14 protein-coding genes are annotated in these 19,281 nt (G+C 66.0%); 9 read left to right on the forward strand and 5 right to left on the reverse strand.

Annotation, left to right across the window (positions count from 1 at the left end):
* The first annotated feature begins 364 nt into the window (after positions 1-364).
* The 6 genes from recC (at position 365) to WCE05_RS19495 (ending at position 12,069) form a co-directional block, all read left to right on the forward strand.
* Entirely contained in the window at positions 365-3,847 is a 3,483-nt protein-coding gene (gene recC / locus WCE05_RS19470) for an exodeoxyribonuclease V subunit gamma (protein ID WP_368816400.1), read from the forward strand.
* Positions 3,844-7,521, forward strand: a complete 3,678-nt coding sequence (gene recB, locus WCE05_RS19475) for an exodeoxyribonuclease V subunit beta (protein ID WP_368816401.1) — start codon at positions 3,844-3,846, stop codon at positions 7,519-7,521. Before recC ends, recB begins: the two co-directional genes overlap by 4 nt.
* Positions 7,518-9,593 (forward strand): exodeoxyribonuclease V subunit alpha, encoded by a 2,076-nt coding sequence (gene recD, locus WCE05_RS19480; protein WP_368816402.1) that lies wholly within the window; start codon positions 7,518-7,520, stop codon positions 9,591-9,593. The genes recB and recD overlap by 4 nt, the downstream gene beginning before the upstream one ends.
* Positions 9,594-9,724: 131 nt before the next feature.
* Entirely contained in the window at positions 9,725-10,300 is a 576-nt protein-coding gene (locus tag WCE05_RS19485) for a YfiR family protein (RefSeq protein ID WP_253081321.1), read from the forward strand.
* On the forward strand, positions 10,297-11,538 hold the full coding sequence (locus WCE05_RS19490; RefSeq protein ID WP_225790548.1) for a diguanylate cyclase: 1,242 nt from the start codon (positions 10,297-10,299) through the stop codon (positions 11,536-11,538). Before WCE05_RS19485 ends, WCE05_RS19490 begins: the two co-directional genes overlap by 4 nt.
* Positions 11,539-11,610: 72 nt before the next feature.
* Positions 11,611-12,069: an OmpA family protein gene (locus tag WCE05_RS19495; protein WP_368816416.1), complete on the forward strand. Its 459-nt coding sequence runs from the start codon at positions 11,611-11,613 to the stop codon at positions 12,067-12,069.
* A gap of 61 nt (positions 12,070-12,130) precedes the next feature.
* On the opposite strand, the gene WCE05_RS19500 is transcribed toward WCE05_RS19495, so the two are convergent.
* Positions 12,131-13,081, reverse strand: a complete 951-nt coding sequence (locus WCE05_RS19500) for a LysR family transcriptional regulator (protein ID WP_225790547.1) — start codon at positions 13,079-13,081, stop codon at positions 12,131-12,133.
* Between the two features lie 132 nt (positions 13,082-13,213).
* Here WCE05_RS19500 and WCE05_RS19505 point away from each other — a divergent pair, with 132 nt between their 5' ends.
* Together WCE05_RS19505 and mmsB are read left to right on the forward strand one after the other, a co-directional pair.
* The gene (locus WCE05_RS19505) at positions 13,214-14,740 is read left to right on the forward strand and encodes a CoA-acylating methylmalonate-semialdehyde dehydrogenase (RefSeq protein WP_225790546.1); all 1,527 of its coding nucleotides are present in this window, start codon (positions 13,214-13,216) and stop codon (positions 14,738-14,740) included.
* A 10-nt stretch (positions 14,741-14,750) separates the two neighbouring features.
* Positions 14,751-15,638 carry a 3-hydroxyisobutyrate dehydrogenase gene (gene mmsB, locus WCE05_RS19510; protein ID WP_368816403.1) on the forward strand — a complete coding sequence of 296 codons (888 nt, stop codon included), beginning with the start codon at positions 14,751-14,753 and terminating at the stop codon, positions 15,636-15,638.
* A 191-nt stretch (positions 15,639-15,829) separates the two neighbouring features.
* On the opposite strand, the gene WCE05_RS19515 is transcribed toward mmsB, so the two are convergent.
* Positions 15,830-16,174 (reverse strand): cupin domain-containing protein, encoded by a 345-nt coding sequence (locus WCE05_RS19515; RefSeq protein ID WP_023631693.1) that lies wholly within the window; start codon positions 16,172-16,174, stop codon positions 15,830-15,832.
* Positions 16,175-16,270: 96 nt separating this feature from the next.
* The gene (dmeF, locus tag WCE05_RS19520) at positions 16,271-17,209 is read right to left on the reverse strand and encodes a CDF family Co(II)/Ni(II) efflux transporter DmeF (protein ID WP_368816404.1); all 939 of its coding nucleotides are present in this window, start codon (positions 17,207-17,209) and stop codon (positions 16,271-16,273) included.
* Between the two features lie 70 nt (positions 17,210-17,279).
* Here dmeF and WCE05_RS19525 point away from each other — a divergent pair, with 70 nt between their 5' ends.
* Positions 17,280-17,555 (forward strand): metal/formaldehyde-sensitive transcriptional repressor, encoded by a 276-nt coding sequence (locus WCE05_RS19525; RefSeq protein ID WP_225790543.1) that lies wholly within the window; start codon positions 17,280-17,282, stop codon positions 17,553-17,555.
* Positions 17,556-17,649: 94 nt separating this feature from the next.
* On the opposite strand, the gene WCE05_RS19530 is transcribed toward WCE05_RS19525, so the two are convergent.
* Positions 17,650-18,582, reverse strand: coding sequence for a phosphatidate cytidylyltransferase (locus WCE05_RS19530; protein WP_368816405.1), 933 nt, complete (start codon positions 18,580-18,582; stop codon positions 17,650-17,652).
* Position 18,583: 1 nt separating this feature from the next.
* Positions 18,584-19,207, reverse strand: a complete 624-nt coding sequence (locus WCE05_RS19535) for a lysophospholipid acyltransferase family protein (RefSeq protein ID WP_253103469.1) — start codon at positions 19,205-19,207, stop codon at positions 18,584-18,586.
* Positions 19,208-19,281: the final 74 nt, after the last annotated feature.

The raw sequence follows: 19,281 nt of genomic DNA on the forward strand, positions 1-19,281 counted from the left end.
ATCGCCGATGGTAGTGTGGGGTTTCCCCATGTGAGAGTAGGTCATCGTCAAGATTCATTTCGCAAAACCCCTATCTGCGCGAGCAGGTAGGGGTTTTGTCTTTCTGGCGTCTGGCTGGGGATTGGCGGTGGCCCCATCGCTGGCAAGCCAGCTCCCACAGGTACAGCGCAGACCTGCAAGCCAGCGCCATCCCTGTGGGAGCCGGCTTGCCGGCGATGGGGCGCGAAGAGGCCCCGAAGGCCAGCCCAAAGCCTCACGCTTCCATCCTTTCTCCCACAGAGTACGCCGTTGCTGTCTCACTGCCTGTACCCGGTAGAGAGTGATATGGTTCCCTACCAGAATCGCTCCTCCCCAGAGATCCTCGATGACCGACACCACCTCACTGCATCCCGGCTTCATGATCATCCAGGGCAACCGCCTGGACGACCTGCGCAATCTGGTAGTGAACGTGATGCGCCATTACCCCCTGGCCCCCCTGGAGAACGAGATCGCCCTGGTCCAGAGCAACGGTATCGCCCAGTGGCTCAAGCTGGCCCTGGCCGAGGATCCGCAGGACGATGAACTGGGCGGTTGTGGCATCGCCGCAGCCATCGAGGTACAACTGCCGGGCAGTTTCATGTGGCAGCTGTACCGTCGGGTCCTGGGGCGCGACGAGATTCCGGAAGTCTCGCTGCTGGACAAGGCCCCCCTTACCTGGCGTCTGATGCGCCTGCTCCCCGAATTGATCGAACGCCCGCACTTCGAGCCTTTGCGCCGCTTTCTCACCGACGACAGCGACCTGCGCAAGCGCTACCAACTGGCCGAGCGCCTGGCTGACCTGTTCGACCAGTACCAGGTCTACCGCGCCGACTGGCTCAAGGACTGGGCTGCTGGCGAGCATGTGCTCAATACCGCCCGTGGCGAGCGCAAGCCCATGGCGGCGGGGAACCGCTGGCAGGCCGAGCTATGGCGGGCACTGCTCGAAGACGTCGGCGAGGCGGGCATGGCCCAGAGCCGTGCCGGCGTGCACCAGCGTTTCATGGCGCGTATCGACAGCCTGGAGCAGGCGCCCGCGGGGCTGCCGCCACGGGTGATCGTCTTCGGCATCTCATCCTTGCCGGCCCAGGCGCTCGAGGCTCTGGCCGGCCTGGCGCGCTTCAGCCAGGTAGTGCTGTGCGTGCACAACCCTTGCCGCCATCACTGGGCCGACATCGTTGCCGACAAGGACCTGCTGCAGCATCAATACAAGCGCCAGCAACGCAAGCAGGGCATGCCCCTGCAACTGGACGACGAATCCCTGCACCAGCATGCCCACCCGCTGCTGGCCGCCTGGGGCAAGCAGGGCCGTGACTACATCAACCTGCTCGACAGCTACGACGACCCGGCCAGCTATCGTGGGGTCTTCAGCGACGGTCGCATCGACCTGTTCAGCGAAGGCCAGCCGACCACCTTGCTCGAGCAGTTGCAGGACGACATCCTCGAGCTGCGTCCCCTGGCAGAGACCCGCGCCCTTTGGCCGGCGGTCGATCCCGGCCAGGACCGCTCCGTGCGCTTTCATGTGGCCCACAGCCCACAGCGCGAGGTGGAGATCCTCCATGACCAACTGCTCGCCCGCTTCAGCGCCGACCCCACGCTACGCCCGCGTGACGTCATCGTCATGCTGCCAGCGATCGACAGTTATGCACCGCATATCCGCGCCGTGTTCGGCCAGCTCGATCGCAACGACCCACGCTACATTCCCTTCACCCTGACCGACCAGGGCCAGCGCGGCCGTGATCCGCTGCTGATCGCCCTGGAGCACCTGCTCAAGCTGCCGGACAGCCGCTTCGCCGTGAGCGAAGTCCTGGACCTGCTGGACGTGCCGGCCGTGCGTGCCCGCTTCGCCATCCAGGAAAGCGACCTGCCGACCTTGCACCGCTGGATCGAAGGCGCGGGCATCCGCTGGGGCCTGGATGCCGAGCAGCGGGCCACCCTGGGCCTGCCCGAGGGCCTGGAGCAGAACAGCTGGCGGTTCGGTTTGCGACGCATGCTGCTCGGCTATGCGGTCGGTATGGGCGAAGGATGCGATGGCATCGAGCCCTATGACGAAATCGGCGGCCTCGATGCTGCGCTGATCGGTCCGCTGGTGGCGTTGCTCGATGCCCTCGACGTGGCCTGCAAGGCCCTGGCGCAGCCCGCCACGGCAGCCCAGTGGGGGGAGCGCCTGCATGCCTTGCTGCAGGTGTTCTTCCTGGCCGGAAGCGAGCACGACGAGTTTCTCCTGATGCAGTTGCAGGAGCTGCGCGATAGCTGGCTGGCGACCTGCGAGGCCGTGGGCCTGCAGGACCCGTTGCCGCTCACCGTGGTGCGCGAGGCCTGGCTGTCGGGGCTGGACCAGGGCAAGCTGTCCCAGCGGTTTCTCGCCGGCTCGGTGAACTTCTGCACCCTGATGCCCATGCGTGCCATCCCGTTCCGGGTGGTCTGCCTGCTGGGCATGAACGACGGCGACTACCCCCGCGCCCAACCGCCGCTGGACTTCGACCTGATGGCCAGCGACTATCGCCCCGGCGATCGCTCCCGCCGCGAGGACGACCGCTACCTGTTGCTCGAGGCCTTGCTCTCGGCACGTGACCAGCTCTATGTCAGCTGGGTCGGACGCAGCATTCGCGACAACAGCGAGCGCCCTGCCTCGGTATTGATCGGCCAGCTACGCGACCACCTGGCCGCAGGCTGGCGTCTGGCCGGGGCCAAGGAGGGGCTGCGCCAGGACCCGGGTGAGCAGTTGCTGCACGCCCTGACCGTGGAACATCCGCTGCAGCCGTTCAGCCAGCGTTACTTCCAGAAAGGCAGCGCGCTGTTCAGCTATGCCCATGAATGGCAGGTGCTGCACCACGCCAGGGAGGTATCCACGGCGTTCGATGAGCCCTTGTCGCCCTATACCAGCGATGAGCCCCTGAGCCTGAGCCTGTTGCAGGATTTCCTTCGTCATCCTGTACGGCATTTCTTCAGCCAGCGTCTGAACGTATTTTTCGAAGCCCTGGAGGTGCCAACTCCGGATGAAGAACCCTTCGTCCTCGATGCCTTGCAGCGCTACAGCCTCAGCGAAAACCTGCTGGGGGCCGCGCTGGCCGATCCGGACAATGCCGAGCGTACCCTGCAGGCCCAGGCCCGGCGTCTGCAGGCCTGCGGTCTGCTGCCCCTGGCCGGCTTCGGCGAAATCCTCCAGGAAGAACTGATCCAGCCCTTGCCCGACCTGCTGCAACGTCACCGTCAATTGCTGCAGCGCTGGCCGACGGTGGTGGAGGGTGCCTTGCCTGTGCACTTCGAACAGGGCGCACAGCGCCTGGAAGGCTGGCTGGGCCGGGTCTACCAGGCTCAGGACCAGAGCCTGCTGAGCATCACGACCGTGCCCAATACCCTTGGCGCCGGGCGCAACAGCCTCAAATGGCACCGGCTGATACCCGCCTGGGTGATGCACTTGGCCGCCTGCGCCGCCGGTTATCCATTGCACAGTGCCCTGGTGGCCAGCGACCTGACGCTGTTGCTCGAGCCGCTGCCGCAAGGCCAGGCGGCCGAACTGCTGGGCCACTTGCTGGTAGCCCGCCAGGCGGCGATGAATGCGCCGCTGCCGGTGGCGGCCAAGACGGCATTCGCCTGGCTCGCCCAGGGCGATCCGGACAAGGCCCTGGCCGCTGCCGCCCGTGCCTACGAAGGCGATGGCCAGAACAACTTCGGCGAACGTAGCGAAAGCCTGGCCCTGGCGCGGCAGTTTCGCGACTTCGCCGCGCTGTGCGCCGAGGAGACCTTCGAAGGCTGGTGCGAAACCCTGTACCGCCCCCTGTTCACCGCCCCCTGGCAAACCTTGGGCAACCCGGAGAGCGCCGCATGACCCAGGCACGCCCCCTGGCATTGAGTTTTCCCCTGCATGGCAGCCAGTTGATCGAAGCCAGCGCCGGCACCGGCAAGACGTTCACCATCTCGGCGCTGTACCTGCGCCTGATCCTCGGCCATGGCGGTGAGCAAGGTTTCGCCCGTGAGCTGCTGCCACCGCAGATCCTCGTGGTGACCTTCACCGATGCTGCCACCAAGGAACTGCGCGAGCGCATCCGCGCCCGCCTGGCCGAAGCCGCGCGTTTTTTCCGTGGCGAACTGGCCGAGGCCGACCCACTGCTCGAGCAGTTGCGCGACGACTACCCCAGCGAGCACTGGCCGCGCTGTGCCAGCCGCCTGGAGATCGCCGTGCAGTGGATGGACGAGGCCGCGGTATCGACCATCCACGGTTGGTGCCAGCGCATGCTGCGCGAACATGCCTTCGACAGTGGCAGCCTGTTCACCCAGAGCCTGGAGACCGATCACAGCGAACTGCTCGGCCAGGTCATGCGCGACTATTGGCGGCGCTTCTGCTATGGCATGCATGGCGAAGCCCTGGCCTGGGTCCGTCGGCACTGGGGCAGCCCCGATGCGCTGCTGCCCAGGATCCGCCCGCTGTTCGGCCGGGTGCGCGAGGAACAGGGCGATGAGTCGCTGCAAGGGCTCATCGAGGCGGCGCTGCGGCAGCGCGCCGAGCAACTCTGTCAGCTCAAGGCGCCCTGGGGCCAGTGGGCCGATGAGTTGCAGCGGATCTGCCGCGAGGCCGTGGCGGCCAAGCAGGTGGACGGCCGCAAGATGCAGGCACGCTACTTCGATCCGTGGTTCGACAAGCTGCGCGCCTGGGCCGCTGACGGCCAGGAAGCGCAACTCGAGCTGGGCACCGGTTTCACTCGCCTGACCCCCGCCGGCCTGGCCGAAGTCTGGAAGAGCGGCGAACCACCAGAGCATCCCGCGCTGCATGCCATGGAAAACCTGAGCCAGCAGCTCCAGGGCCTGGCCAGCCCCGATGCGCGCCTGCTCGAGCACGCCGCCGCCTGGGTATCGGCGCGCTTCGAGGTGGAGAAACGCCGGCGTGCCGAGATGGGTTTCGACGACATGCTCCTGCGTCTGGAGCATGCCCTTGCCAGCGAAGCCGGCGAACGCCTGGCCGGGCTGATCCGCGAGCAGTTCCCAGTGGCGCTGATCGACGAATTCCAGGACACCGACCCGATCCAGTACGGCATTTTCGAGCGCATCTACCGGATCAGCGAGAACCGCCCGGAAACCGGCCTGTTCATGATCGGCGACCCCAAGCAGGCGATCTACGCCTTCCGTGGCGCCGACATCTTCACCTACCTGGCTGCCCGTCGTGCCACCGCCGACCGCTTGCACAGCCTGGACACCAACTACCGCTCCAGCCAGGCCATGGTCGCCGCGGTCAACCGTATGTTCCTCCAGGCGGAGGCGCGTGGCGAAGGCCGCGGTGCCTTCCTGTTCCGTGAGGCGCAGGGCAACCCCTTGCCCTTCGTCGAGGTCCGTGCCAAGGGCCGCAGCGAGCAGTTTCTGGTCCAGGGCCAGCCGTGCGCCGCGCTGCAATGCTGGCTGCTGGAGAGCGATGAACCGGTCGCCAGCATGCTGTACCGCCAGCGCCTGGCGGCCAGTTGCGCCAGCCATATCGTCGGGCTGCTCAATGGTGGTCAGCAGGGGCACGCCGGTTTTGCCGATGGCACAGGTGCGCTACGTCCTTGCCTGCCCTCGGACATTGCCATCCTCGTGCGCGACGGCCGCGAGGCGCAGTTGATCCGCGCCGAACTGGCGGCGCGTGATGTACGCAGCGTGTACCTGTCCGACAAGGATTCGGTGTTCGCCGCCCAGGAAGCCCACGACCTGCTGGCCTGGCTCAAGGCGTGCGCCGAGCCGGACTCCGAACGCCAGCTCAAGGCCGCGTTGGCGAGCCTCACCCTCGACCTGCCCCTGGCCGAACTGGAGCGACTGAACCAGGACGAACGGGTCTGGGAAGCCTGGGTCATGCGTTTTCGCCTGTACCGCGATACCTGGCAGCGCCAGGGCGTGTTGCCCATGTTGCGCCGCCTGCTGCACGACTTCCAGCTACCGCGCACGCTGATGGGGCGCAGCGACGGCGAGCGAGTGCTGACCAACCTGTTGCACCTGGCCGAGCTGTTGCAGCAGGCGGCCGGCGAGCTGGACGGCGAGCAGGCGTTGATCCGTCACCTGGCCGAGCACCTGGCCAGTGCCGGGCAAGTCGGCGAGGAGCAGATCCTGCGCCTGGAGAGCGACGAGCAACTGGTCAAGGTGGTGACCATCCACAAGTCCAAGGGCCTTGAGTACCCACTGGTCTACCTGCCGTTCATCTGCACCAGCAAGCCGGTGGACGGCCAGCGCCTGCCTTTGGTCTGGCACGACAGCGACGGCCAGGCCCACCTGACCCTGACCCCCGATGACGAGCAGGTCGCCCGCGCCGACGATGAGCGCCTGGCCGAGGACCTGCGCCTGCTCTACGTTGCCTTGACCCGTGCCCAGCACGCCTGCTGGCTCGGCGTCGCCGACCTCAAGCGTGGCAACCAGAAGACCTCGCAGCTGCATCGCTCGGCCCTGGGCTACCTGCTCGGCGGCGGCTTGCCGTTGCCAGCGTCGAGCCAGCTGGCCGGCTGGTTGCAGGCCGTGCAGCAGGGCTGCCCGGAGATGGCCTGTATTGCCTTGCCCGAGGCCGACGAACAGCACTACCGGGCTCCCCACGACGAGCGTGAGCTGCTGCCTGCGCGCAAGCCGCGTCGCCCCGCTGCGGAGCATTGGTGGATCGCCTCCTACAGTGCCCTGCGTGTCGGCGACCAGACCCTTGGCGCCGACAGCTCCCAGGCCCAGCAATTGCTGGATGACGAACAGGTCGACGCCCAACTGCTGCGCGAAGTGCCTGCCGAGGGCGGTGATATCCATCGCTTTCCCCGGGGGCCGAACCCGGGCACCTTCCTCCATGGCTTGCTCGAATGGGCGGGGCGCGAAGGTTTCGCCGAGGTCAGCGGCAAGCCCGAACTGATCACGCGTACCGTCGGCCAGCGCTGCAACCGCCGCGACTGGAGCGGCTGGATCCCGGCCTTGGATCAATGGCTGCGGCAACTGCTGGCCCAGCCGCTACCGTTGCAACCCGAGGGGCCGAGCCTGACGTTGGCCGGGCTACGCCAGTATCAGGTCGAGATGGAGTTCTGGTTCGCCAGCCACCAGGTCGACGCCGTGCGCCTGGACCGCCTGGTGGCCCGCCAGACCCACGGCGGCGCGGCGCGGCCAGCCGCCCAGCCGACCCAGCTCAACGGCATGTTCAAGGGCTTCATCGACCTGGTCTTCGAACTGGACGGGCGCTACTACGTGACCGACTACAAGTCCAACTGGCTCGGCCCGGACACCGCGTCCTACAACGCTCTGGCCATGGAGCAGACGATCCTCGAGCATCGCTACGACCTGCAGTACGTGCTCTACCTGCTGGCCTTGCACCGCCAGTTGCGCGCCCGCCTGCCCGATTACGACTACGACCGCCATGTCGGTGGCGCCCTGTTCATCTTCCTGCGCGGTGCCGACAGCAGCGGCCATGGCCTGTATTTCACCAAGCCACCGCGCACCTTGATCGAGGCGTTGGACGCGCTGTTCCGTGGCGTCCATGAGCCCGAGCAGCCAGACCTGTTTGCCGGAGCCACACCATGAGCCGACGTCTCGACGACCTGTTGCCCACCCCATTGCAGGCCGAGCAACTGGCCGCCCTGGCGCCATTGCGCGACAGTCGCGACCTGCTGGTACTGCTCGACCGTTGGGTCGAGCGCGGTTGGCTGCGGGCCCTGGACCGGGCCTTCGTGAGCTTTCTCGAAGAGCTTGCCCCCGGTAGCGATCCCTTGCTGCTGCTGGCGGCAGCCCTGGCCAGCCATCAGTTGGGCCATGGGCATGTTTGCCTGGACCTGGAGCAGACCCTGGCCGAACCGGACTTCGCCTTGTCGCTGCCACCGGAAGGCGATGCCCTGGCAGGCCCCCTGCTGTTGCCGTCGCAGTTGCTCGCCAGCCTTGGGCTGGACACCTGGCAGCAGCGCATCGCCCGCAGCCCCCTGGTGGCTGCCGGCGCCACGCCAGGGCAGGGCTCGCGCCCACTGGTGCTCAGCGGCCGGCGCCTGTACTTGCGCCGCTACTGGAGCTACGAGCGTCGTATCGACGAGGCCTTGCGCCAGCGCCTGAGCCAGGATGAAGCCGTACCGGCGGACCTGCCCGCACGCTTAGCACCATTGTTCGAAGGCTCGGCTCCGGCCGGGCAAGTGGACTGGCAGAAGCTCGCCTGCGCCCTGGCCACCCGCGCCGCGTTCAGCATCATCACCGGCGGCCCAGGCACCGGCAAGACCACCACCGTGGTGCGCCTGCTGGCATTGTTGCAGGCGCCGGCGGTGGAGCAGGGCCGGCCGCTGCGGATACGCCTGGCGGCACCGACCGGCAAGGCTGCCGCGCGCCTGACCGAGTCCATCGGCCAGCAAGTGGAACGCCTGCCGGTGGATGTCGCGGTTCGCGAGCAGATCCCCACCGATGTCAGCACCGTCCACCGCCTGCTCGGCAGCCGCCCCGGTTCACGGCATTTCCGCCACCATGCTGGCAACCCGCTGCCGCTGGACGTGCTGGTGGTCGATGAAGCCTCGATGATCGACCTGGAGATGATGGCCAACCTGCTCGACGCCCTGCCGCCGCGTGCGCGGCTGGTGCTGCTGGGGGACAAGGACCAGTTGGCCTCGGTGGAAGCTGGCGCGGTATTGGGCGACTTGTGCCGCGATGCCGAGGACGGCTGCTATTCTCCCGCCACCCGCGCCTGGCTGGAGCAGGTCGGTGGCCAGTCGCTTGAGGGCAGCGGCCTGCAGGCCGGCGATGCGCAGCGCAACCCGCTGGCCCAGCAGGTGGTGATGCTGCGCCATTCTCGGCGTTTCGGCGAGGGCAGCGGTATCGGCCAGCTGGCGCGCCTGGTCAATCGCCAGCAGGTGCAGGCAGCTCGCGACTTGTTGACGATGCCACCGGCCGATGTGTTCGGCCTGGCCCTGCGTGGTGAGCATGATCGTGCTTTCGACCGCCTGCTGCTCGATGGCCTGGGCCGTGACGAAACGGGGCCGCAGGGTTATCGCAGCTACCTGCGGGCCATCGGCCGTCACCGTCCGCCCCACGGCACGCCAGCCGATGATCCCCGTTGGGAGCGGTGGGCCGGCCAGGTCCTGCGCAGTTTCGAGGATTTCCAGCTGTTGTGTGCGGTGCGCAAGGGCCCCTGGGGTGTCGAAGGGCTCAATGAGCGGGTGGCACGGGTACTGGGCAACGCCGGTCTGATCGACAGCCAGCAGCCCTGGTACGAAGGCCGCCCAGTGCTGGTGACCCGCAACGACTATGGCCTGGGCCTGATGAACGGTGATATCGGTATCGCCTTGCGTCTGCCGGACGAGCAGGGCGAGCCGGTCCTGCGCGTGGCCTTCCCACGCAACGATGGCAGTGGCGGGGTGCGTTTCGTCCTGCCCAGCCGGCTCAACGAGGTGGAGACGGTGTTCGCCATGACGGTGCACAAGTCCCAGGGTTCGGAGTTCAGCCATACCGCCCTGGTATTGCCGGATGCGCTCAACCCGGTGCTGACCAAGGAGCTGGTCTACACCGGGATCACTCGGGCCAAGCATTGCTTCAGCCTGGTCGAGCCGCGGATGGGCGTGTTCGAGGAAGCAGTGGGGCGCCGGGTGCGGAGGATTTCCGGGTTGATGCTCGAGCAGGTCTGAGGGGCCCGACCCATCTGGAGATCGCTGGGACGCGACGTGGCCCCAGATGGTATGCCCCTCAGCATTAATCTCATGACAGCCTTATGCTATCGTTGCGGCAATATCTGAAAGGATTTTGAGAGATTTCTCACATGATCGTGGCTGTCCCGCCCTGGGGACGAGTGACGGGCCGTGTACTTTCGTTGCTGATGGGCGTCCTGCTGCTATTCGCTGGCCCCGCCCGGGCAGACACCCCCGCGACCGCCATCCAGGCGCAGCAACGAGCCAAGGCCGTGACCCAGGTAGTACTGGGCATTCTCAGCTATGCGCGTTGGCCGGTGGAACCTGTGCCCCTGCGCTTGTGCCTGGTCGGCCCCACCGAATACGCCGACGACCTGATCAAGGGCAACGTGCAGAACTCCGGCCAGCCATTGCAGGTCCGGCGCCTGCTGGCCGACGATGGGCGCATTGCCGGCGCCTGCGATGCCGTCTATATCGGCAAGCTCGACAGGGGCGAGCGTGATCGCCTGTTCCAGGCGATCAGCGGCCATCCGGTCTTGAGCATCAGCGAGGCCGACGATCCCTGTACCGTGGGTAGCCTGTTCTGCCTGCGGGTCGCTGACGCGCAGGTGGCCTTCGAGGTGAACCTCGACTCGGTGGCGCGCAGTGGCGTACGTATCCACCCCAGCGTGTTGCAGCTGTCTCGACGGCGGGCGGTGCAGCCATGAAGTCGACGACCAAGCGGGCCACTCGCCCGACCCTGCGTTCCGTACTCGGCCGCGGCCACCTGGGAGTGGCCCTGCTGGCGGTGGGCCTGGTCGGGGTCTCCCTGACCCTGCTGGGCGTGCTCGCCCTGCGTGTCTATGCCAATCACAACCTGCACCTGATCGCGCGCTCGATCAACTACACGGTGGAAGCCGCCGTGGTGTTCGATGACAGCCCCGCGGCCAACGAGGCCCTGGCCGTGATCGCCGCCACCGAGGAGGTGGCCGACGCCAAGGTCTTCGACAGGGAGGGCGAGCTCCTGGCGCACTGGCAGCGTGCCGAGGATGGGATGCTCAGTCACCTGGAAGCCAAGGTGGCCAGCGCGCTGCTGGACGAGCCGATCAACCTGCCGATCATGCATGGCCAGCAACAGGTCGGGCATATGGAGTTGGTCGGCCAGGGGCGCAACCTGCTGCGCTTCCTGCTCAGTGGCCTGGCCGGGATCCTCTTTTGCACGGTCCTCAGCGCCGTCCTTGCCATCCATCTGTCGCGTCGCTTGTTCGGCAATATCATCGGCCCGCTGCGCAGCCTGGCCAGCGTGGCTCATGCCGCCCGCCGCGAGCGCAGTTTCGACCGGCGCGTGCCCGAGGCGCAGATCGCCGAGCTCAACGAGTTGGGCAACGACTTCAACGCCCTGCTCGATGAACTGGAGGTTTGGCAGAGCCACCTGCAGAGCGAGAACGAGACCTTGGCCCATCAGGCCAGCCACGACAGCCTGACCGGCCTGCCCAACCGTGCTTTCTTCGAAGGGCGCCTGAGCCGTAGCCTGCGCAACGCGGCCCGGCAGCAGGAACACCTGGCGGTGCTGTTCCTCGACAGCGACCACTTCAAGCAGATCAACGACAGCCTTGGCCATGCCGTGGGCGACGAGGTGCTGGTCAGTGTCGCCAGCCGGGTGCGGGCGCAGTTGCGCGAGCACGACCTGGTGGCCCGCCTGGGCGGTGACGAGTTCGCTGTGCTGCTGACTCCGCTGCATTCGCGGGAGGACGCGCAGGGTATCGCGGAGAAAATCGTCGACAGCATGACGCTGCCGATCCAGCTGGAGAACGGCAGCATCACCACCTCGCTGAGTGTCGGCATCGCCTATTACCCGGACGATGGCGACGACCCCGCCAGTCTGCTCAATGCCGCCGACGCGGCGATGTACCAGGCCAAGCGCATGCGCCGTGGCCATTGGCAAGTGGCCCAGCCGGAGCGCTGAGCCGCTGATGTTAAACACAGGAGCTTAATCGTGATTCACCGTTTTCCGTCATTGCGTTTTCCTTGCTTGGCCATGTTGCTGGTGCTGCTGGCGCTGGCTGGCTGCCAGAGTGTGCCACCCAAGGGCCTGACTGCCGAGCAGATTGCCGCGCTCAAGCGCGAGGGCTTCTTGCCGACCGATGAAGGCTGGGCGTTCGACCTGTCGGGCAAGGTGCTGTTCGGCAGTGACCTGGACAGGCTCAACAGCCAGAGCCAGGCCATCGTCGAACGCATCGGCAAGACACTGGTGGCGGTGGGTATCCCGCACGTACGCATCGACGGCCATGCCGATGCGTCGGGCCGCGCCGCCTACAACCAGCAGTTGTCCGAGCGCCGGGCGCAGAGCGTGGCGCGGGTGCTGGTCGGTATCGGCATGCAGCCGCAGAATATCGAGACCCGCGGCCTTGGCAGCAGCCAGCCGGTGGCTGACAACCGCACCCGCTTGGGGCGAACCGAGAATCGCCGGGTGTCGATCGTGGTGGCGTCGGACTGAGTGGCCTGGGGCGCGAAGCGGCCCCAACAGGGTTGTAAAGCCTGAGACGGCAGCCCCAGGCTCACGTGTGGGCAAACCGCATCTCTCGGGTTTCCCCCATCAACAACGGCGCATTGGCCTCGGTCACCTCGCGAATGTAGTCCCACAGCAAGGTGATGCGCTTGAGCTTGCGCAAGTCCTCCCGGCAGTACATCCAGAACTGCCGGGTGATATCCACCTCCACCGGCAGCACGTTGATCAGCCGAGGGTCCTGGGCCGCCAGGAAGCACGGCAGGATGGCCAGCCCACGCCCCTGCAGCGCAGCCGTGTACTGGGCGATCACGCTGGTGCTGCGCAGGTGGGCATTGGCGTTGGGGATCAGGTTGGCCAGGTACAGCAGCTCGGAGCTGAAGGCCAGGTCGTCGACATAGCTGATGAACGGATGGCGCACCAGGTCGGCGACCTGGCGGATCGGCTCGTGGCTGTCCAGGTACGCCTGGGTGGCATACAGCCGCAGGCGGTAGTCGCACAGCTTGCAGCACACGTAGGGCCCATGCTCGGGACGCTCCAGGGCGATGACGATGTCCGCCTCGCGCTTGGACAGGCTGATGAAGTGCGGCAGCGGCAGGATGTCCACCGAGATGGCTGGGTAGGCGTCGACGAAGTGGCTCAACTGCGGGGTGACGAAGAAACTGCCAAAGCCCTCGGTACAGCCCATGCGAACATGCCCCGACAAGGCCACACCTGAGCCGGACACCTGTTCGCAAGCCATGTGCAGGGTGCTTTCGATCGACTCGGCATAGCCCAGCAGGCGCTGGCCCTCGGCGGTGAGGACGAAGCCGTTGGTCCGCGATTTCTCGAACAGCAGCGTGCCCAGCGCCCCCTCCAGCGAGCCGATGCGCCGCGACACCGTGGTGTAGTCCACACCCAGGCGCTTGGCTGCGCTACTGGCCTTGCGGGTGCGCGCCACTTCCAGGAAGAACTTCAGGTCGTCCCAGTTCAGCGAACTCAGGGAGGTGAGGTCTTTTTGCATGATGATCCGGTTTTTTTGTGCGTTCTTGTTGGATGTTTGCACATCTATACTCGAAACAGACCCAAGAGCGCCACCTCGCGTTTGCCCGGCGCTGGCGATCTCGTCCCGACAATAATTCCAAGGAGAGCGCAGATGAACGCACCCCACACCCCCGACCAGGCCAAGGTCGAGCAGGTCAAGCTGCTGATCGACGGCCAGTGGGTCGAGTCCAAGACCACCGAGTGGCGCGATATCGTCAACCCGGCCACCCAGCAGGTGCTGGCACGGGTGCCGTTCGCCACCGTGGAGGAAGTCGATGCCGCCGTGGCGGCTGCCCAGCGCGCCTTCGCCACCTGGCGCGAAACCCCGATCGGCGCCCGCATGCGCATCATGCTCAAGCTGCAGGCGCTGATCCGCGAGCACACCAAGCGCATCGCCCAGACCTTGAGTGCCGAGCAGGGCAAGACCCTGGCCGACGCCGAAGGCGACATCTTCCGCGGCCTGGAAGTGGTCGAGCACGCTGCGTCCATCGGCACCCTGCAGATGGGCGAGTTCGCCGAGAATGTCGCCGGCGGCGTGGACACCTACACCCTGCGTCAGCCGATCGGCGTGTGCGCTGGCATCACCCCGTTCAACTTCCCGGCGATGATTCCGCTGTGGATGTTCCCCATGGCCATCGTCTGCGGCAACACCTTCGTCCTCAAACCGTCCGAGCAGGACCCGCTGTCGACCATGCTACTGGTGGAGCTGGCGCTGGAAGCCGGCGTGCCGGCCGGTGTGCTCAACGTGGTGCATGGTGGCAAGCAGGTGGTGGACGCCATTTGCACCCACCCGGACATCAAGGCGATCTCCTTCGTTGGCTCCACCGAGGTCGGCACCCACGTCTACAACCTGGCCAGCCAGCATGGCAAGCGCGTGCAGTCGATGATGGGCGCGAAGAACCACGCCGTGGTGCTGCCCGACGCCAACCGCACCCAGACCATCAATGCCCTGGTCGGAGCCGCCTTCGGCGCGGCCGGCCAGCGCTGCATGGCCACCTCGGTGGCGGTGCTGGTGGGCAAGGCCCGTGAATGGCTGCCGGACATCAAGGCTGCGGCCAGCCAGCTCAAGGTCAACGCCGGTTGCGAGCCGGGCACCGATGTCGGCCCGCTGGTTTCCAAGCGCGCGAAGGAACGTGTGCTGGGCTTGATCGAAAGCGGCATCGAGGAAGGCGCCACGCTCGAACTCGATGGCCGCGACGTCAAGGTGCCGGGCTACGAGCAGGGCAACTTCGTCGGCCCGACCCTGTTCTCTGGCGTGACCACCGACATGCAGATCTACACCCAGGAGATCTTCGGCCCGGTGCTGGTGACCCTGGAGGTCGATACCCTCGACGAGGCCATCGCCCTGGTCAACCGCAACCCGTTCGGCAACGGTACCGGCCTGTTCACCCAGAGCGGCGCGGCGGCGCGCAAGTTCCAGAGCGAGATCGACATCGGCCAGGTCGGCATCAACATCCCGATCCCGGTGCCGGTGCCGTACTTCAGCTTCACCGGGTCCCGTGGCTCCAAGCTGGGCGACCTGGGCCCGTACGGCAAGCAGGTGGTGCAGTTCTACACTCAGACCAAGACCGTCACCGCCCGCTGGTTCGACGACGACAGCCTGGGCGACGGCGTGAACACCACCATCAGCCTGCGCTAAGGAGATCGCCATGCGCATCGCATTCATCGGTTTGGGCAACATGGGCGCGCCCATGGCCCGCAACCTGATCAAGGCCGGGCACGCATTGAACCTGTTCGACCTGAACAAGGCCGTGCTCGCCGAACTCGCCGAGCTGGGCGGGCAGGTCAGCGCCTCGCCCAAGGACGCTGCCGCCAACAGTGACCTGGTGATCACCATGCTGCCGGCTGCGGCCCATGTGCGCAGCGTCTATCTCGGTGACGACGGCGTGCTGGCCGGCGTGCGTCCCGGCACGCCGACCGTGGATTGCAGCACCATCGACCCGCAGACCGCTCGGGAGGTGTCGAAGGCCGCGGCGGCCAAGGGGGTGGACATGGGCGATGCGCCGGTGTCCGGCGGTACCGGGGGCGCCGCGGCCGGCACCCTGACCTTCATGGTCGGGGCCAGCAACGAGCTGTTCGCCACCCTCAAGCCGGTGCTGGAGCAGATGGGCCGCAACATCGTGCATTGTGGTGAGGTCGGCACGGGTCAGATCGCCAAGATCTGCAACAACCTGCTGCTGGGCATTTCGATGATCGGCGTGTCCGAGGCCATGGCCCTGGGCAATGCCCTGGGCATCGACACCCAGGTGCTGGCCGGCATCATCAACAGTTCCACGGGCCGTTGCTGGAGTTCGGACACCTACAACCCATGGCCGGGCATCGTCGAGACCGCCCCGGCGTCGCGGGGCTACACCGGCGGCTTTGGTGCCGAGCTGATGCTCAAGGACCTGGGCCTGGCCACCGAAGCGGCGCGCCTGGCCCACCAGCCAGTGATCCTCGGCGCCGTGGCCCAGCAGCTGTACCAGGCCATGAGCCTGCGTGGCGAGGGTGGCAAGGATTTCTCGGCGATCATCGAGAGCTATCGCAAGAAGGATTGATGCGCGAGGTGGACTTCATCGCGGGCCAGGTGGCCTTCCCCATGTAACTGCGCACCTTGGGGAAGGGCATCTGCTCCGCGATCTTTTTGCCGTCCGGGAAATGCATTCGATTGATGGACCGCTGCAAGTGGGCTGCTTTGCAGCCCATTGCCGGCAAGCCCATCCAGAGGCCCTGCAGGGCCCAAGAGCAATCAGGCGAAGACGAAGTACTTGCGTACGGTCTCGACCACTTCCCAGGTCCCCTTCATCCCTGGCTCGATGACGAACACATCACCGGCCTTCAGGTGCTTGGGCTCTTCACCTTCCGGGGTGACGATGCAGTAGCCGTCGAGGAAGTGGCAGTACTCCCACTTCTCGTAGTTGACCTCGAACTTGCCAGGGGTGCAGATCCAGGTGCCCATGATCTTACTGCCATCGGCCGACAGGTAGGCGTTGAGGTTGACCGTGTGCGGATCGCCGCCGATGCGCTTCCACTTGGTGGCATCGACCACGGGGGTCGGGCAGGTTTCGCGTAGGACGGTGATAAAGTCGGACATGGCAGGGCTCCAGGTGAATGGCTGAATGACGCATCACCATAGGGGCTGTGGCCGAGGGGGAGTTGCCTGGGCTCGACGCCCAAGTGCCTGGACGCGCTATCGGGGGCTCGCCAGCGCATTCACTTCCACGGTGACATGGGCCAGCTCCTCATGGACATCAAGTACCCGGCGAACGTCGTCCGCATCCAGTGGCGCGCGGGTCGCTAGGCTGAGGATGCAGGCGTACTGGTCCTTGCCGACGCGCCACACGTGCAGGTCGGTAATGGTGGCGGGCATCGGCAGTTGTGCCACCGATTCGCGGATCTCCTCGACCACCGGCGCATCCATCTCGGCGTCCAGCAACACCCGCCCAGTGTCGCGTAGCAAGCCTCGGGCCCACCATGCCACCAATACTGCACCCACCAGGCCCATCACCGGGTCGAGCCAACCCGCGCTCCAGAACTTGCCCGCCAGCAGGGCGATGATCGCCAGTACCGAGGTGGCAGCATCGGCGATCACATGCAAGTACGCTGAACGCAGGTTCAGGTCGTGGTGATGACCATGGTCGTGATGAGGGTCGTGGCGGTGGTGATGGTGTGAGTGATCGTCGCGCAGCAGCCAGACGCAGATGAGGTTCACCGCAAGGCCCGAGGTTGCGATGGCGATTGCCTGGTCATAGTGGATCGGGCCCGGTGCCAGGAGTCGCTCGACCGACTGGAAAGCCATCAACCCCGCAACGCCCAGGAGTAGCAGCGCGCTGGAGTAGCCGCCGAGGATCTCGATCTTCCAGGTACCGAAGGCGAAGCGCCGATCGCCTGCATAACGCCGTGCGGCGGCATAGGCCAGCAGTGAAAGCCCCAGGGCCAGGGCGTGGGAGCTCATGTGCCAGCCGTCGGCGAGCAGGGCCATGGAGTTGAAGAACCAGCCCCCGGCGATTTCCACCACCATCATTACGGCGGTGAGCCATACCGCCAGGCGTGTCTTGCGTTCTGCGCCCAGGTTGCTGGTGTGGAACTGGTGACTGTGCAGCCACTTGTCCGAGGTTTGCTCCACCATGGTTTATCATGCTCCGCAAATGATCGAAAATATACTATACCCCAGTATACCTACCATGGTGCGAGACTGAATGGCACATACTGTCAATGGCAAGAAGCAATTGCTGACCCGCGTGCGCAAGATCAAAGGCCAAGCGGCGGCTCTGGAAACTGCGCTGGAGCAGGACAAGGACTGTCTAGCCATCCTGCAGCAGATCGCTGCTGTACGGGGGGCGGTGAACGGGTTGATGGCTGAGGTAATGGAAGGGCATATCCGCGAGCACTTGGTGGCGGACGGGCTGAGTGCTGAGGCGCGGCAGGAAGAGGTGGACAAAGTGGCGTCGTTGTTGCGGTCTTACCTCAAGTAATGAGGTCGAGGGCTGCTGTGCAGCCCATCGCCGGCACGCTACACAATGGGCAGTGGTGTTCACGCATCAATACCCCCAAGGGGTATCAACTACCTCACGCCCACCAATAGCGCACGAAATGGAAGAACACCGGCGCCGCGAAGCACACCGAGTCCATGCGATCGAGCATGCCGCCATGGCCCTCGATCATGTGCCCCCAATCCTTCACCCCACGGTCGCGCTTGATCGCCGACATCACCAGCCCGCCGAAGAAGCCCATCGTGTTCACCGTCAGGGCCATCAGCGCGGCCTGCCAGAAGCTGAACGGGGTGATCCAGCACAGCAGCGCACCGACCAGGGTGGCCAGGGCGACGCCGCCGGCCAGGCCTTCGACGGTCTTCGATGGCGACAGGTTGGGTGCGACCTTGTGCTTGCCGAACAGCTTGCCGCAGACGTACTGCAACACGTCGCTGATCTGCACCACGAGGATCAGCCAGGCGATCAGCAGCAGGTTGCGGCCTTCATAGCCGGGGATGTCCAGGGTCATCAGCGCCGGCACCGAGGACAGGCAGTACACCGCGATCATCAGCCCCCACTGCACCTTCGAGGCACGCTCGAGAAAGCGCGTGGTGTCGCCGCCGAAGCTCGCCAGGATCGGCAGGAAGAGGAACAGGTACACCGGGATGAAGATGCTGAACAGGCCGTACCAATCCATGGCGATCAGCAGGTACTGCACCGGTAGCGCCAGGTAGAACGCTGCCAGCAGCGCCGGGTAGTCGCTGCGCCGGGTCGGGGTGAGGGTCATGAACTCGCGCAGGGCGTAGAACGAGACGAAGTAGAACAGCAGGATCACGCCGTACTTGCCGAACACGAAGGCGAGGCCGATCACCAGCACCATCACCCACCAGGCGTTGATACGTGCGTTGAGGTTGTCGATCACCGCATGCGGCGCAGGGCCGGCACGCCACTTGAGCAGGCGGCCGATCACGCTGGCGAGCAGCAGCAGGGCGCCGATGCCGGCGAACAGGGAAAGGGTGTTGTCGTCCATTTCAGGCATCCTTCGGGGCCAGGTTCAGCAGGGCCTGGCTGGCCCGCTCGAGAAAGGCCTGCTTGCTTTCGTCGGCCTGCAGGCGGATCGGTTCGCCGAAACTCAAGGTACACAGCAGCGGCAACGGCAGGGCACGGCCCTTGGGCATCACCCGGTTGAGGTTGGCAAGCCACACCGGGACCAGTTCGATGTCGGGGTTGGCCGCTGCCAGGTGGAACAGGCCACTCTTGAACGGCAGCAGGGGCTCCTCGCCCAGGTTGCGGGTGCCCTCGGGGAAAAAGATCAACGAGTCTCCCTGGGCCAGGGCATCCAGCACCGGTTGCAGTGGGTTGTCGTGGGGGCTGCCGCCCTGGCGGTCGATGAGCACGCCGTTGAAGACCTTGCGGATGAGGAAGTCGCGGATACCGGGCTTGCTCCAGTAGTCGGCACCGGCCACTGGACGCGTGCGGCGGCGCAAGGGCTCTGGCAGCGAGGCCCAGAGCAGCACGAAGTCGCCGTGGCTACTGTGGTTGGCGAAGTACAGGCGCTGCACCGGTTGGGGTGTGCAGCCCAGCCACAGGGCGCGTGCGCCAGTGATCAGGCGCGCGGCGCAGGTGATGGCGAAGGCGGTCAGGGCGGCGAGCATGGCACGTTCTCATCCAGTGAAAGGGAGTGTCAGCAGAGTAGCGAGGGCCAGTAGGCCGTGGCCGCTTCGTACAC

This window comes from Pseudomonas sp. I2 (assembly GCF_040984075.1).
GTDB classification, from domain to species: Bacteria; Pseudomonadota; Gammaproteobacteria; order Pseudomonadales; family Pseudomonadaceae; genus Aquipseudomonas; species Aquipseudomonas guariconensis_B.